A 14,746-nucleotide genomic window follows, 5' to 3' on the forward strand; every position below is an offset into this window, starting at 1 on the left:
TTGCCATACGCAACAATGAAGATGTGATCTGGTTCTGGATCGGCACCCTATGCCGACTACGACCATCTGTTGAAATAGCTCCCGCGCAGCTTCCCGGACGATGGGCGGCCGGGCCTCGCGCCTGTTGACGCGTGCCCCGCCCCCAAAGAGCCGCGAGGCGGCGACGAGGTTGAGGATAAAGCTACCCCACCCACTCCATCGGCACATGCCCCGGATCCGCTTCCACTCGTTTTAGCCACGCAGCCACCGCCGGGTAGGCGTCGAGCTGGAAGCCGCCCTGCTCCGCCGTATGCGTATAAGCGTAGAGCGCAATGTCGGCGACGCTGTAGGCGCTTCCGGCGAAGAACGCGTTGTTCTCCAGGTATTTATTCATGACACCGAGCGCCTTGTTGCCGCGCTCCAGTGTCACCGCCAGCCGCTCCGGCGTCGCGTCCTTGGCCCTTTCGGGAAAGGTCAGCAGCGCCTTGCGCACGGCGATATAGGGCTCGTGGCTGTACTGTTCGAAGAACAGCCATTGATAGGCGAGCCCGCGCTCATACTTGTCCGCGGGCAGGAAGCGCGTGCCCTCGGCGAGGTAGAGCAGGATGGCGTTGGATTCAGCGATCCGCCTTCCGTCGTCGAGCTCCAGCAGCGGCACCATGGCGTTCGGATTCTTGGCGACGAAATCCGCTTTTCGCGTATCGCCCGTGTGCGAACTCACCTCGACAGTGGTGAAAGGGAGGCCGAGCTTGGCCATCAGCAGGCGCGGCTTGTAGCAGTTGCCGCTATCGATCATGCTGTAAAGTATCATCGCTGGTCCCCGAGCGCTGCCATGTGCAGACGCGATTATCGTAGCCGCGCCGTCCTCACCAATGATTAGTTTTGGCGCGACGATCAGCGCCGCTGATGTGTAGCACACGGCGCTACCCGAACAGCGGCACCACCTTGCTGTCCCTGCCCAGCAGCGCGTCGATGGCGAGCGGTCGCTCGTCGACGATCACCCCGGCCAGCGCCGGCCGGGCGAGTAGAAAACCTTGCAGCAGGTCGACGCCGCCATCGAGCGCGACGCGCAGATGGGTGGGCTGTTCGATGCCCTCGACCAGGACCTTGGCGCCGCGGTCGTGCAGGCTGGAGACCAGCGGGCGGAAGAACCGCTCGGCGGCGGCGTGGCGGCAGAATTGCGCGAACCAGCCACCGTCGATCTTGACGATATCGGGCTTGAGCAGGCTGACCCGCTCCTCGGTCGAGTGGCCGGTGCCGAAATCGTCGATGGCGATGCGGATGCCGTCGCGGCGCATCTCGCGCACCAGCCTGGCCAGCAGCGTGTCGTCGGCCGCCTGTTCGGTGATTTCGCAGACCAGCATGCCGGGGGCCAGGCCGAGCTCGCCGAGATGCCTGCTCATCAGCCGGATTTCGGCCAAGGCCCGGCCCCGATGGGCGTTGACCAATGGATTGTAGTTGAAGAACAGATCGAGCCCGTCGACGCCGATGTTGCGGAAGTTCCTGAGATGCAGCACGCGGCACATGGTTTCGACGAACAGCCGGTCCTCGGCCGCGACGCCTTCGAAGAACGCCCGTGCGGCGCCCGGCCGGCCGGCGCGATGCGGCTCTATCAGGCCCTCGACCGCGATTGCGTGCAGGAAGCGGCCGCGCGGCGCGAAGATCGGCTGGTAGGCGCTGCGCAGGCGGAAGTCGCCATAAACGCCATATTCGATACCGACCTCGTCCATGAAGATCGCATCGCCGACATCGCGCCGTCGCTCGGGCCTCATCGTGTGCCCCTGCGCCCAAAGGCTTTCGCCGCCCGCGCGGTATGCGGCGCGGCTGCCGGGACGGAAGATGCACTGTCGGCGGCAGGCGATGGCCCGTCCTCGCCGAAGACGCGGAAGCTGGTCGGCGCCAGTTCCGGCCGTGCCAGCACGAAACCCTGGACCATCGAAGCCCCGGATTTCTCGGCCAGCTCCAGCTGCCAGCCTTCCTCGATGCCCTCGAACACGGTGCGGATGCCTTGTGCCTCGAAGCTTTTCACCATGGACGTCAGCAGCGCGAAGCCGGCGCCGGACTCCATCAACTGCGTGATCCAGTGGGCATCGAACTTGACGATGTCGGGTTTCAACTCCTTGATGCGGTTGATGTCGGAATCGTCGGCGCCATAGTCATCGACGGCAATGCGAAAGCCGTTGCCCTTCAACGCCGCGACGAAACCGTGCAGGGTCTCCTGCGAGGCTGGACGCTGCTCGGTCACCTCGCACACGACACGGCCCGGATCGATGCCGGCCTCGTGCAGCACCAGGCGCATTTCGCGCAAGGCATTGTCGGCAACGGCGCGCTCGGTGAACACCGACGGATCGAAATTGACAAAGATCGACGCTTCCTGCGGCAGGCAGGCGCCGGCATTCAGCAGATGCAGCGTCCTGGTCAGCGCCTCGACATGAAGCCGGTCGGCGGCCGGGCAGGTGCTGAAGAAGCTCATTGGCGATTGCGGCTCGCCGTCGCGGAACGGCCGGATCAAGCCCTCGAAGGCGGCAACCGACAGCTTGCCTTCCCTGAAGGCGAAGATCGGCTGGAAGGCGCTTTGCAACGTATAAATGCCCCAGACACCTGACGAGGTGCCGTCATCATGACGGATGATATGGGCAAGCCCGATGCTGCGCGACAAGGTTCCTCGCTCCGCGAACTGGCGCAATTGGGTTACGATCCTGCCACGCAAGCCTCTACCGCCCGTTAATGAACTTTCTGTTGCCGATCACGGCTCATTGACCTCCTTGCGGCACTGGCCCAGCCGACAATGCTTGCACTCACGGGAATGATGCGACATGAGAAGCGCCGCGGCCGCTCCTGGCCGCGCTGATCCTTTCTGGAGAGAAAAAAGGTCATGGCCTTCCTTGCCGACACCCTTTCCCGCGTGAAGCCTTCCGCCACCATCGCAGTGACGCAGAAAGCCCGCGAGCTGAAAAATGCCGGCCGCGACGTCATTGGCTTGGGTGCCGGCGAACCGGATTTCGATACGCCCGACAACATCAAGAATGCGGCGATCGAGGCCATCCGCCGTGGTGAGACCAAATATCCGCCGGTGTCGGGCATCGCGCCGCTGCGCGAAGCGATCGCGAAGAAATTCAAGCGCGAGAACAATCTCGACTACAAGCCGGAGCAGACCATCGTCGGCACTGGCGGCAAGCAGATCCTGTTCAACGCCTTCATGGCGACGCTGAATCCCGGCGACGAGGTCATCATCCCACGCCCCTATTGGGTCAGCTATCCCGAGATGGTGGCGATCTGCGGCGGCACCTCGGTGTTCGCCGACACTTCGATCGACAATGGCTTCAAGCTCACTGCCGCTGTGCTGGAAAAGGCCATCACGCCGCGCACAAAGTGGCTGCTGATGAACTCGCCGTCGAACCCGTCGGGCGCCGCCTACACCGAGGCCGAGCTTCGGTCGCTCGCCGACGTGCTGCTCAGGCATCCGCATGTTTGGACGCTGACCGACGACATGTACGAGCATCTGACCTACGGCGACTTCGTCTTCAAGACCATCGCCGAGGTCGAGCCGAAGCTCTATGAGCGCACGCTGACCATGAACGGCGTGTCGAAAGCCTATGCCATGACCGGCTGGCGCATTGGCTACGCCGCGGGTCCCGTCCAGCTGATCAAGGCGATGGACATGATCCAGGGCCAGCAGACGTCGGGCGCCTGCACCATCGCGCAATGGGCCTCGGTCGAAGCGCTGAACGGCCCGCAGGACTTCATCGCCAAGAACAAGGCGATCTTCCAGGGGCGCCGCGATCTCGTCGTCTCGATGCTCAACCAGGCGCGCGGCATCTCTTGTCCGTCGCCGGAAGGCGCCTTCTACGTCTATCCGTCCTGCGCCCAGCTGATCGGCAAGAAGACCAAGGCCGGCAAGGTGATCGACACTGACGAGGCCTTCTGCTCGGAGCTGCTCGAGGCCGAGGGCGTGGCGGTGGTATTCGGTTCGGCCTTCGGCCTCGGTCCGAACTTCCGCATCTCCTACGCCACGTCGGAGACGCTGCTGGAGGAGGCGTGCACGCGCATCCAGCGCTTTACGGCATCACTAACCTGATCGTGAAAACAAAACCCGGCCAAACGCCGGGTTTTTAGATCGGCTCGACACGGTACTCAGCCGCCATATTGGGCCGGCGTCACCGCTTCCAGCCAGTCGGCATGCACGCCCTCGAGCGCTTCCTGCATGGCTATATGCGTCATGGCCGTTTTCGGCCCGGCGCCATGCCAGTGCTTTTCGCCTGGCGCGAACGAGATGACGTCCCCTGCCCTGATCTCCTGGATGAGACCGCCCCAGGTCTGGGCGAGGCCGGCGCCCGACGTGACGTACAGCGTCTGGCCAAGCGGATGCGTGTGCCAGTGGGTCCGCGCGCCCGGTTCGAAGCTGACCAATGTCGCCCGCAGCCGTGCCGGAGCCTCCTTCTCGATGATCGGCGTCTGCAGCACCCGGCCGGTGAAGTACTTTTCCGGCGCGATGACGGTCGGCGTGCTGCCGCAAGCAATGATCTTCATCGTTCGATCCCTGGAACTGGTGGCGATGCGGGCGGCGGCGACGCCGCTCTTCTTTCGAGACCCTAGTTTCGGCCGATATGGCCGTCGACGCAACCGGTCTGTTCGGCTTGCAAATCAGCGGCAACCGCACCGCGCTCGGCCCTTGAGGCTACCTATTTTCCTTGCCCTGCCGGCAAACAAGTGGGACGATACCTTTGGGCCGGTTGAAGACAAGCCCGCCCGCGACGGTCGAACAGGCCGGCCGCCGCTCAGGACCGACTGACCTTGGCCTGAACCATGAATGCCAGTCGGTCTCCAGGGAAACGCCTGAGTGGAGGTCAGTCATGGGTAATCGCGCCGGAGGAAGACGCACGGGACCGAAATGCATTGCCATAGTCGGTCCCTTCGCAAGCGGTAAGACGACACTTCTCGAAGCCATATTGGCCCGCACGGGCGCCATTCCCCGCCAGAACCCGGTTTCCTCGGGAAACACCGTTTCAGATCATTCGCCCGAGGCGCGCGCCCACGCCATGAGCGTCGAGGCGACCTTCGCCACCACGGAATTCATGGGCGAGCAGTTCACCTTCGTCGACTGTCCCGGATCGATCGAATTCTCCTTCGAGGCCGAACCGGTACTGGCCGCCTGCGACCTCGCGGTGGTCGTCGCCGAGGCCGACGAGAAGAAGATCCCCGCCCTCCAGCTCATCATGCGCAAGCTCGACGATCTCGGCGTGCCGCGCATCCTGTTTCTCAACAAGGTCGACAAGGCGATCGCGGGCGTGCGCGACACGCTGAAGATGCTGCAGCCGGCAAGTGCGGTGCCGTTGCTTCTGCGCCAGATACCGCTGCGCAAGGACGGCGTCGTCATTGGCTCGATCGACCTGGCGCTGGAACGCGCCTACATCTACCGCGAATATGCCGAGAGCGAGGTGGCCCAGATACCCGGCGACGAAAAGGCGCGTGAGCTGGAAGCCCGTTTTTCGATGCTGGAACGGCTGGCCGACCATGACGACCAGTTGATGGAACAGCTGCTCGAGGAGATCGAGCCGCCCAAGGACGCGGTCTTCGACGATCTTGCCGCGGATCTGCGCGACGGCGCCGTCACGCCGGTGCTGATCGGCACCGCAGAGAAAGGCAATGGCGTGCTGCGTCTCCTGAAGGCGATCCGCCATGATGCGCCCGACATCGACGCGACCCGCAAACGGCTCGGCGCCCCCGAAGGCAACGCAACCGTGGTTCAGGTGATGAAGACCATCCATACGCCGCATGGAGGCAAATTGTCGGTGTCGCGCATCCTTTCGGGACAGGTCGCCGATGGCTCCGAGCTCTGGCTGCCCGGCGGCGACATGGCAAAGGTGTCCGGCATCTACAGGATGCTTGGCAAGGACCAGTCGAAGCTCACCGCGGCGAAGACCGGCGACACGGTCGCGCTCGGCAAGCTGGACGCGGTCAAGACCGGCCAGACGCTGACCTCGGCCAAGGGCGGCATGAAGCCGCTGCTCCAGTTCGAGCCGCCGCAGCCTGTCTTCGCTTTCGCCTTGCGGCCGAAGGAGCGCAAGGACGAGGTGAAGATGTCAGCCGCCATCCAACGGCTGGCCGAAGAAGATCCCTCGCTCAGCCTGCATCATAACCAGGACTCGGCCGAGACCGTGCTGTCGGGCCATGGAGAAATGCACCTGCGCGTCGTACGCGAACGGCTCGAGGGCAAGAACCAGATTCCGGTCGAAGGCCATCCGCCGGCGGTGCCCTACCGCGAGACTATCCGCAAATCGGCGCAGCAACGCGGCCGCCACAAGAAGCAGTCCGGCGGCCACGGCCAGTTCGGCGATGTGGTGATCGAGATAAAGCCGCTGCCGCGCGGCGCAGGTTTCCAGTTCACCGATACCATCACCGGCGGCGTGGTGCCCAAGACCTACATCCAGTCGGTCGAAAGCGGTATACGCGATTACCTGAAGTCGGGCCCGCTCGGCTTTCCCGTCGTCGACGTCGCCGTCAACCTGTCGGACGGCTCCTACCACGCGGTCGATTCCTCCGACATGGCCTTCCAGATGGCGGCCAAGCTTGCCATGAAGGAAGGCATGGCGGGCTGTTCGCCCGTGCTCCTGGAGCCAGTGATGAAGGTCGAGATCGTGACGCCCTCCGATGCGACCTCGAAGATCATCGCGCTGATCCCGCAGCGGCGCGGCCAGATCCTCGGCTACGACGCGCGACCCGGCTGGCCAGGATGGGATGTCGTCGAGGCGACCATGCCGCAATCCGAGATCGGCGATCTGATCATCGAGCTGCGCTCGGCCACCTCAGGCGTCGCCAGCTACCGCGCCGTCTTCGACCACATGGCCGAACTCACCGGCCGGCTCGCCGACGAAGCGATGAATGCCAACGGCAAGGCAGCCTGATTCTGATGCATGTCGTCTAAAGTGATCTCGGCTTTGGGACATCGACATCCACAAAGATTTGGGTGAGTGCCCTCTCGAACCTTGTTCGAGGGGGCGCAAACAAAAAACGACGCCCGGGGGGCCGGACGCCGTTTTGTTTGCGGACCGTTTTCTTGGGAGGAGAAACGGCAGGTCCGCCGCATCTTGAAGTCGCCGCTTCGGCGGAAGAAGGTTCGGACGCGGTAGCCGCCTGAGCCCGGATCGTCCGAGTGATGCCCCCATCTCCCGTCCGACCACACCGCGTCCTATGGTCTGCTTAGCAGGAGCCGAACGCCTTTGACATGTTACCAGAGGTTACATGTCACTGTTACGTGGCTATTTCGGTGGATTTTCCCGCCCTTCCGGCAGCCTCCGGGCAACAAAAAAGCCGGATCAATGAAGATCCGGCTGAGTTTGATTGGAAGTGCCTGTTAAGGCTAACCTCCAGAGGGGAACACTCGAGGGCGCTAATGGGAGGAGAACGCGCCCAGGAGATGAACTATATATGTGCTCATCATGCCCAAGAAACAAGCATCTATTTTGCAACACACGCATGCAAAAAGACGCAGGCTGTGGTCTAAGCCATTTCTGGACCCAATAGGACCAGCAGAATCACCGAAGCGGAACCCGCAATGAGACAATTGTCACGGCGGAATCGCGAATCACGCTCGGTTTTCATCCCGAAATGTCAAAAATGCGCAATGGCGTGGAATGAGGCAGCAGGCGTTTATTTCCGAGGCAACTAATGCATGTCGCGCAAAGTGTCCTCGGTTCGGCAGCGACGTGAACAACAAAGACTTGAGCGCGTCGCGGGAATCGGTTTGGGCGTGACATGCTTCAGGCGGGAGACAAGCAATGCGGACCTTTTCGGCGATCGCCGGCAGTGCTGCGTTCTTCATCGCGGCACCCTGTATCGTCGCCGGCCTCGTGCCGTGGCTGCTGACGGATCGCTGGGACCGGCCATGGTCGAGCCTGCCGGGTCTTGCCCCTCTTGGCTGGATCCTCATCGCGGTCGCCGTGGCGGCGCTGCTGCATGCATTCGCCTGCTTTGCGCTTGAAGGCCTCGGCACGCCTGCTCCGGTCGCTCCGACCGAGAGACTGGTGGTCGGCGGGCTCTACCGCCATGTCCGCAATCCGATGTATGTGGCGGTGCTGTCGATCATCATCGGCCAGGCACTGCTGTTTTCAAGCTGGACGCTTGTCGCCTACGCCGCCATGGCAGCCGCGGCCATGGCCACCTTCGTCAAGCTGTACGAGGAGCCGACGCTCGCACGCCGCTATGGCGATGAATACGAAACCTACCGCCGCAACGTGCCCGCCTGGCTGCCCCGCCTGACGCGCTGGCGGAGGTGAGAGTCTGCGCGATCTCCGGGGTCAATACGACCAGCTCCGCGCCTTGGCGATGATGAAGTCGCGAAACACGTGCAGCTTCGCCTGGTTCTTCATCGCGTCGGGGTAGGCGAAATAGGTGTCGAAGGAAGGCACCTCCGTTTCCGGCAGGAGCTGCACCAGGCCGGAATCCTTGGAGATGACATAGTCGGGCAGCATGGCGATGCCGGCGCCGCCCTGGACCGCGCGCTTGATCGACAATATATCGTTGATCTGCAGCGTCGGCACGCGCTGGCCGCCCTCGAAATCGCCGACCGTCTCCAGCCAGTTCAGCTCCGACAGATGCGCCGGCACCGGCACGCCGAAAGTGACGATGCGATGCGCCTTGAGCTCGGCCACCGAAGCCGGCCTGCCATGCTTGGCGATATAGCCTGGCGAAGCATAGAGGTGGAAATGCACCGTGAACAGGCGGCGCTGGATAAGGTCCGGCTGCTGCGGCTGGCGCAGCCGGATGGCGCAATCGGCCTGGCGCATGGTCAGGTCGAGCTCCTCGTTGGCGAGGATCAGCTGCAGGCTGATTTCAGGATAGAGCTCGATGAACTCCTGCACGCGTTCGGTCAGCCAGCCGGCGCCGAGCCCGACCGTGGTCGTGACCCTGAGCACGCCGGAGGGGCGGTCCTTGGTCTCGGTCAGCCGCGATTTGATGGTCTCGAGCTTCATCAGCACGTCATGCGCCGTGCGGAACAGCATCTCGCCCTGTTCGGTCAGCACCAGGCCGCGGGCGTGGCGGTTGAACAGCGGCACGCCGACATCATGCTCGAGCGCGCTGACCTGGCGCGAAATCGCCGATTGCGACAGGTGCAGCGTCTCGGCCGCATGTGTAAACGACCCTGCTTCCGCCGCAGCGTGAAACACGCGTAGCTTGTCCCAGTCCAACGCCATGATTCCCCTCGTTCCTGTTTGGCGTCTGAATGAAAAATCAGGCTTTTACACGGCGTTTCTAAGCCGTTCTTTCAACAGTTTGCGAACCGCTATTCGGCCGCCTCGCGATGCACCTCGATGCCGGCCAGGTACTTCTCCGCCTCGAGCGCCGCCATGCAGCCCAGCCCCGCCGCAGTCACCGCCTGGCGATAGATATCGTCGGTCACGTCGCCGGCGGCGAACACGCCGGGCACGTCGGTGCGGGTCGAATCCGGCGCCGTCCACAGATAGCCGTTCGGCTTCTGCTTCAGCTTGCCGACGAACAGCTCGACCGCCGGCGCATGGCCGATCGCGACGAACACGCCGTCGACCTCGAGCTGCGTCTCGACACCCGTCACCACGTTGCGCAGCTTCAACCCTTCGACCGAAGGCGGCAGTGGCGTCTTGCCCGGACGGCCGGTGATCTCGTCGACAACCGTGTCCCAGATGACGCGGACATTGTCCTTCTTCAAGAGCCGCTCGCGCAGGATGCGTTCGGCGCGGAAGTCCGAGCGCCTGTGGATGACCGTCACGCTCTTGGCGAGGTTCGACAGATAGAGTGCTTCTTCCACCGCCGAATTGCCGCCGCCGACCACCGCGACATCCTTGCCGCGGTAGAAGAAGCCGTCGCATGTGGCGCAAGCCGATACGCCGAAGCCCATGAACGTCTGTTCGGTCGGAATGCCAAGCCATTTGGCCTGCGCGCCGGTGGCGATGATCAGGGCATCGGCCGTGTAGACGGTGCCGGAATCGCCCGTTGCGCGGAACGGCCGCACGTTGAGATCGACCTCGGTGATGATGTCGGCGATGATGTCGGTGCCGACATGTTCTGCCTGCCTGAGCATCTCGCTCATCAGCCACGGACCCTGGATGGGTTCGCCGAAACCGGGATAGTTCTCGACGTCGGTGGTGATCATCAGCTGGCCCCCCTGCTGCAGGCCGGCGACCAGCATCGGCTTCAGCATGGCGCGGGCGGCATAGATCGCCGCGGTATAACCGGCCGGGCCGGAACCGATGATGAGGACAGGCGCGTGCTTGGTGGTCATGAAAAGCCTCTGCGGAGGGCTGCCGGCGTTTGCGGCATGGAAAACTCGTCGATGTCGCGCGTAATGTAAGTGTTGCCCACGACGCCAGCAAGGCAAGTTGGCGCTCGTCCCCGGAAAGCTTTGTCGCACCGGGCGAACCGCTCTGGTGCTGCGTGGATTTCCGCGTGGGGGATGGCGTGGACAGCAAAGTCGTTTAATTACAAAATCCCGCAAGATTCTTTCGCCACCCGTAACCATCGAAAGCCCCGAAATGCCGCTCAAGGCCGACCTCGACGCAATCGACTGGAAGATCCTTCGCGAATTGCAGGCAGATGGGCGCATGACCAATGTCGAACTGTCGAACCGCGTCGGCATTTCGGCACCGCCTTGCCTGCGCCGCGTCAAGCGACTGGAGGAAGCCGGCATCATTCGCGGCTATCGGGCGCTGCTCAACGCGCCGGCGCTCGGTCTCGACGTGGTCGCCTTCTGCCTAGTCGGCCTGCACCATCAGGCCGATGCCGAGCTTCGCATCTTCGCTGAGCGCACGCGCGGCTGGCCGGTCGTACGCGATGCCTGGATGGTGTCGGGCGAATCCGATTTCCTCCTGCACTGCGTGGCAAGCGACCTCGGCGCCTTCCAGACCTTTGTCATCGAGGAACTGACCTCCACGCCGAACGTCGACACGGTGCGCACAGCCCTCACCATCCGCCGGGTCAAGGATGAAGGGTTGGTCTCGTTCGAGCGGCCGTGACGCCGATCGATTGCGGCGCCCGGCCAAAGCGAATTCCGGAATTTCGCCACATCGCCGCCGCGTTGATAACGGACAGGCGCAGGCAGCCGGATCGTCCTGTGCGATTTGGCGCCTGATTGGTTTCCTTGCCCAAGCAGCGTAAGTTCCAAGGACAATCCGCCGTGGAAGGGACCATGACCAGGTTTGCAAGCCCGATTTCGGCGCTCATCATCTGCATGAACGAGGCCGATATGATCGGCCCGTGCCTCGAAAGCATCGATTTTTGCGCCGAGATCGTCATCGTCGATTCAGGCTCCACCGACGCCACGTTGGACATCGTTCGGCAGTTTGTCGCTGAGGGCTATCCGATAAAGCTGCTGCACAATGGCTGGCCGGGTTTTCCGCATCAGCGGCAATTCGCGCTCGACCACGCCACGCAGCCCTGGTGTCTTTCGATCGACCCGGACGAACGCGTCGACGACCGGCTGCGGCAGTCGATCGTGGCGGCGGTCGAGACGGCGAATGCCGGCATCAGCGGATGGTACATCCGCCGCCGCGACTGGCTGAAGGGCTACGGCTATGCCCATCGCTGGGTGCTGCACAACAGGCTGTTGCGGCTTTTCCGCCGGGAAGGTGCGACCATGGACGTGACCGCGCGGGTCCATGAATCCTTCGGCGTTTCCGGCGAGACCAGCACGATCGAAAGCGGCGTGCTGCTGCATCGCCGCGAAATATCGGTCGAGGAGGATCTGGCCCGGGCAAATGCCTATTCCAGCCTCAAGGCGGCCACCCTGGTCGAGAAAGGCAAGAAGCCGGGCCTGGTGCGGCTGGTGCTTTCGCCGCTCGGCAACTTCCTGAAATTCTATCTGGCCAAGCGCTACTTCCTGTGCGGCCGGCACGGCTTCGTCTATTCGATGTCGGTGATGATCTATTCCTTCGCCACCGAGGCCAAACTGTATGAGGCCTCGCAAGGCAGCGAACCGGCGTGAGCGGTCAGGTCCGGATCAAGACCGCTTATCCCGGCCATCGAGCCGCCCTATGGCGGCGAGCAGGCCGTCGAGGTCGCTGCTGTCCCGCAAGGGCCTGATGACGAAGCCGGAGCGAAGCTGCGCCTCGCCGTCGACGAGCCAGCCCTGCGGCAGGCCGGCGCCCAGGCCTGCCTCCATGTCGGCCAGCTTGTCGCCGACGATCACCGACCGCCGGAGATCGAGATCGAGGCGTTTCGCCGCCTCGAAGAGCATGCCGGGATTGGGTTTGCGCATCGGGTGATCCGATATGCCCAGCGGCCCCACGCCAGCCTCGTGGTAGGCGCAGGCCAGCACCATGTCCACGACAACGCCCTGATCGCGCAACAGCTCGAGCACGCGGCGGTTCACATCGGCGAAGGCACTCCAGCCGAAATAGCCGCGCGCGATGCCGGACTGGTTGGTCACCACCACGACCGGGATGCCGGCATTGTTGGCGGCGGCGATCGCCGGCAGCATCTGCGGCCGGAGCTCGATCTCGGCCGGATCGCTGGGATAGTCGGTATCGACATTGATGGTGCCGTCGCGATCGAGGAACAGCGCCGGCTGGCCGGCGGGAAAAACCCTGCCGCCTATCCGCTCCACCCACAGGCCCGGCTCGGCCAACGGGTGCGGCGCCTTGTCAGCCATTGCTGAGGCGCGCTTCCACCACCTCGCACAGGTGATGGTAGAGGCACAGATGCCCTTGCTGGATGATCGGCGTCGAGGTCGAGGGCACGTTGAGCAGGATGTCGGTGAGCGGCGCGAGCTTGCCGCCTGTGTCGCCTGTCAGGCTGATCACCGTCATGCCCATGGTCCGTGCCTGTTCGGCGGCCGCCAGGATGCTCGGCGAATTGCCGCTGGTCGAGATCGCCAGAAGCACGCCGCCGGCCGCGCCATGCGCCTCGACCTGGCGCGAAAAAACGGTGTCGAAGCCGTAATCATTACCCCAGGCGGTCAGCACCGCGGCATTGGCCGGCAGCGCGATGACATTGTAGCCCTTGCGCTCCTTGAGAAAGCGGCCGACCAGTTCGCCGGCGATGTGAATGGCGTCGCTGGCCGAACCCCCATTGCCGCAGATCAGCAGCGCCTTGCCCGACGAAAGGGCGGCGACGATCGCGCTCGCCGCACGTTCCATCGCGCCTGTGAGATCGCGCTCGACCAGCGCCGTGATCGCGGCCGCCGAGCGGACCAGGTAATCGTTCAGTTCGGACATGAAACCCTCAATTCTTATTACCGGCCGAGCGCAGCCTGCCGATGGTGCCGGTCGTGCTCTTGCCGGCGACGAGATCGACCAGGACCACGCGCCCGCCGGCTTTCTGCACCACGTCCGCGCCGACCACGGTGTCGACAGTGTAGTCGGCGCCCTTGACCAGTATGTCGGGCAGAAGCGCCTCGATCAGCGCCAGCGGCGTGTCCTCGTCGAAGACCACCACCGCGTCGACAGACGCGAGTGCCGCCAACACGCAGGCGCGGTCATGCTGGTCGTTGACAGGCCGTTCCGGCCCCTTCAGCCGGCGCACCGAAGCGTCGCTGTTGAGGCCGAGCACCAGCCGGTCGCACTGGCTGCGCGCCGCGTGCAGCAGGCTGACATGGCCGGCATGCAGGATGTCGAAACAGCCATTGGTGAAGCCGACGCTGAGGCCCTCCTCCTTCCACGCCGACACCAGCCGTGCGGCCGATTTGGCGTCGAGGATGGCATCCCTGTGGACGCTCGGACCGTGCGATCGAAACAGCGCGCCGTTGAGTTCCTCGACCGTCAGCCGCGCCGTGCCTCGCTTGCCCACCACAACGCCGCCGGCTGCATTGGCGATCGAGGCGGCCGCGGCCGGATCGGCGCCGGCGGCAAGCGCCAGCGCGAAGGTCGCGATCACCGTATCGCCGGCGCCCGACACATCGAACACTTCGCGCGCCTGCGTGGCGATGTGGCGCGCCTCCGTCGGACCGACGACGCTCATGCCCTTTTCGCTGCGCGTGGCGACGACGAAGTCGAAGCCATGCGCCGCAAGCAGCTCGCGCGCCGCGGCCACGATCTCGTCATCGCTGAACACCGGCCGTTCGACCGCTTCGCCGAGTTCCTTGCGGTTGGGCGTGATGGCGGTCGCGCCGGCATAGCGTGCATAATCCCGGCCCTTCGGATCGACCAGCACCGGCTTTCCCGCCTCGCGGCAGATCGCGATCAATTCGCCGGCGACGCCGTCGAGCAGGATGCCCTTGCCGTAATCCGACAGGATGACGATGTCGGCGTGCGCCAGCGCGGCGCGGAAATGCCGGACCAGCGCCGCGCGCTCCGCCGCGCCGAGCGGCTTGATCTCTTCCTCGTCGAAGCGCAGCACCTGCTGGTTGAGCGCGCTGAAGCGGCTCTTGGACGACGTCATGCGGCCGCGCTCCCGCGCCAGGCCTGTCGTGTCGGCGCCAAGCTCGCCGAGCATGCGCACCAGGCTGTCGCCTGCCGTATCAGAGCCGATCACCGAGACCGGAATGGCGGCGGCGCCGAGCGAGATGATGTTGGCCACGACATTGCCGGCGCCGCCCATCGCCAGGCTCTCGCCGCGCCCATGGAGCACCGGGATCGGCGCTTCAGGCGAAATCCGCTCGATGATGCCGTTGACGAACCGGTCAAGGATGAGATCGCCGACCACCAGCACGGTGGCCTGGCCGAAGTGCGCGATGGCGCGGTGCAAGGGCTCGGGGGAAAGTGGGTCGTGCTTGGTCATGTCACTGGCAACGCGCAAAAACCGGTTTTGAAGATGCATGGAGGACAAATTGGCCGGGATCGGTCGTTCATGGCGATGC

Annotated in this window: 14 protein-coding genes; 5 read left to right on the top strand and 9 right to left on the bottom strand. The window is 64.1% G+C overall.

Translation table 11 applies throughout. From position 1 onward, the window contains the following. Nucleotides 1-181 precede the first annotated feature (181 nt). From FJ973_RS12435 to FJ973_RS12445, 3 genes are all read right to left on the bottom strand, one after another. Nucleotides 182-790 (bottom strand): glutathione S-transferase family protein, encoded by a 609-nt coding sequence (locus FJ973_RS12435; RefSeq protein WP_140556017.1) that lies wholly within the window; start codon nucleotides 788-790, stop codon nucleotides 182-184. A 112-nt stretch (nucleotides 791-902) separates the two neighbouring features. Further along, nucleotides 903-1,751, bottom strand: a complete 849-nt coding sequence (locus tag FJ973_RS12440; RefSeq protein ID WP_140556019.1) for an EAL domain-containing protein — start codon at nucleotides 1,749-1,751, stop codon at nucleotides 903-905. Next, nucleotides 1,748-2,638: an EAL domain-containing protein gene (locus FJ973_RS12445; RefSeq protein ID WP_140556021.1), complete on the bottom strand. Its 891-nt coding sequence runs from the start codon at nucleotides 2,636-2,638 to the stop codon at nucleotides 1,748-1,750. Before FJ973_RS12445 ends, FJ973_RS12440 begins: the two co-directional genes overlap by 4 nt. Nucleotides 2,639-2,854: 216 nt before the next feature. Between FJ973_RS12445 and FJ973_RS12450 the strand changes: the two genes are divergently transcribed. Further along, nucleotides 2,855-4,057 (top strand): pyridoxal phosphate-dependent aminotransferase, encoded by a 1,203-nt coding sequence (locus tag FJ973_RS12450; RefSeq protein ID WP_140516803.1) that lies wholly within the window; start codon nucleotides 2,855-2,857, stop codon nucleotides 4,055-4,057. Between the two features lie 56 nt (nucleotides 4,058-4,113). Here the strand turns inward: FJ973_RS12450 and FJ973_RS12455 are convergent, their stop codons facing one another. Continuing rightward, nucleotides 4,114-4,509, bottom strand: coding sequence for a cupin domain-containing protein (locus FJ973_RS12455; protein WP_140495951.1), 396 nt, complete (start codon nucleotides 4,507-4,509; stop codon nucleotides 4,114-4,116). Nucleotides 4,510-4,832: 323 nt separating this feature from the next. Here FJ973_RS12455 and FJ973_RS12460 point away from each other — a divergent pair, with 323 nt between their 5' ends. Continuing rightward, nucleotides 4,833-6,884 carry an elongation factor G gene (locus tag FJ973_RS12460; protein WP_140495952.1) on the top strand — a complete coding sequence of 684 codons (2,052 nt, stop codon included), beginning with the start codon at nucleotides 4,833-4,835 and terminating at the stop codon, nucleotides 6,882-6,884. An 873-nt stretch (nucleotides 6,885-7,757) separates the two neighbouring features. Next, a complete protein-coding gene (locus FJ973_RS12465; protein ID WP_140556023.1) occupies nucleotides 7,758-8,255 on the top strand; it encodes an isoprenylcysteine carboxylmethyltransferase family protein in 498 nt (165 codons plus the stop codon). 21 nt (nucleotides 8,256-8,276) lie between these two features. Here the strand turns inward: FJ973_RS12465 and FJ973_RS12470 are convergent, their stop codons facing one another. After that, complete coding sequence (locus FJ973_RS12470) at nucleotides 8,277-9,173, bottom strand: LysR family transcriptional regulator (RefSeq protein WP_140495954.1); 897 nt, start codon at nucleotides 9,171-9,173, stop codon at nucleotides 8,277-8,279. Nucleotides 9,174-9,262: 89 nt separating this feature from the next. Continuing rightward, nucleotides 9,263-10,237 (bottom strand): thioredoxin-disulfide reductase, encoded by a 975-nt coding sequence (trxB, locus tag FJ973_RS12475; RefSeq protein WP_140495955.1) that lies wholly within the window; start codon nucleotides 10,235-10,237, stop codon nucleotides 9,263-9,265. Nucleotides 10,238-10,487: 250 nt separating this feature from the next. On the opposite strand from trxB, the gene FJ973_RS12480 reads away from it, so the two are divergent. After that, nucleotides 10,488-10,967 carry an Lrp/AsnC family transcriptional regulator gene (locus FJ973_RS12480; RefSeq protein WP_140495956.1) on the top strand — a complete coding sequence of 160 codons (480 nt, stop codon included), beginning with the start codon at nucleotides 10,488-10,490 and terminating at the stop codon, nucleotides 10,965-10,967. Between the two features lie 173 nt (nucleotides 10,968-11,140). Beyond that, entirely contained in the window at nucleotides 11,141-11,935 is a 795-nt protein-coding gene (locus tag FJ973_RS12485) for a glycosyltransferase family 2 protein (RefSeq protein WP_140556025.1), read from the top strand. Between the two features lie 15 nt (nucleotides 11,936-11,950). Here FJ973_RS12485 and gmhB read toward each other — a convergent pair whose 3' ends face one another. Genes gmhB through rfaE1 form a run of 3 tightly spaced genes read right to left on the bottom strand, consistent with a single transcriptional unit; the run spans nucleotide 11,951 to nucleotide 14,667 of the window. Continuing rightward, complete coding sequence (gmhB, locus tag FJ973_RS12490; RefSeq protein WP_140556027.1) at nucleotides 11,951-12,601, bottom strand: D-glycero-beta-D-manno-heptose 1,7-bisphosphate 7-phosphatase; 651 nt, start codon at nucleotides 12,599-12,601, stop codon at nucleotides 11,951-11,953. Continuing rightward, nucleotides 12,594-13,166: an SIS domain-containing protein gene (locus tag FJ973_RS12495; protein WP_140556028.1), complete on the bottom strand. Its 573-nt coding sequence runs from the start codon at nucleotides 13,164-13,166 to the stop codon at nucleotides 12,594-12,596. Before FJ973_RS12495 ends, gmhB begins: the two co-directional genes overlap by 8 nt. Before the next feature lie 7 nt (nucleotides 13,167-13,173). Then, on the bottom strand, nucleotides 13,174-14,667 hold the full coding sequence (gene rfaE1, locus FJ973_RS12500) for a D-glycero-beta-D-manno-heptose-7-phosphate kinase (protein WP_140556030.1): 1,494 nt from the start codon (nucleotides 14,665-14,667) through the stop codon (nucleotides 13,174-13,176). Nucleotides 14,668-14,746 lie beyond the last annotated feature (79 nt).

It is taken from the genome of Mesorhizobium sp. B2-1-3, assembly GCF_006442495.1.
Taxonomy (GTDB): domain Bacteria; phylum Pseudomonadota; class Alphaproteobacteria; order Rhizobiales; family Rhizobiaceae; genus Mesorhizobium.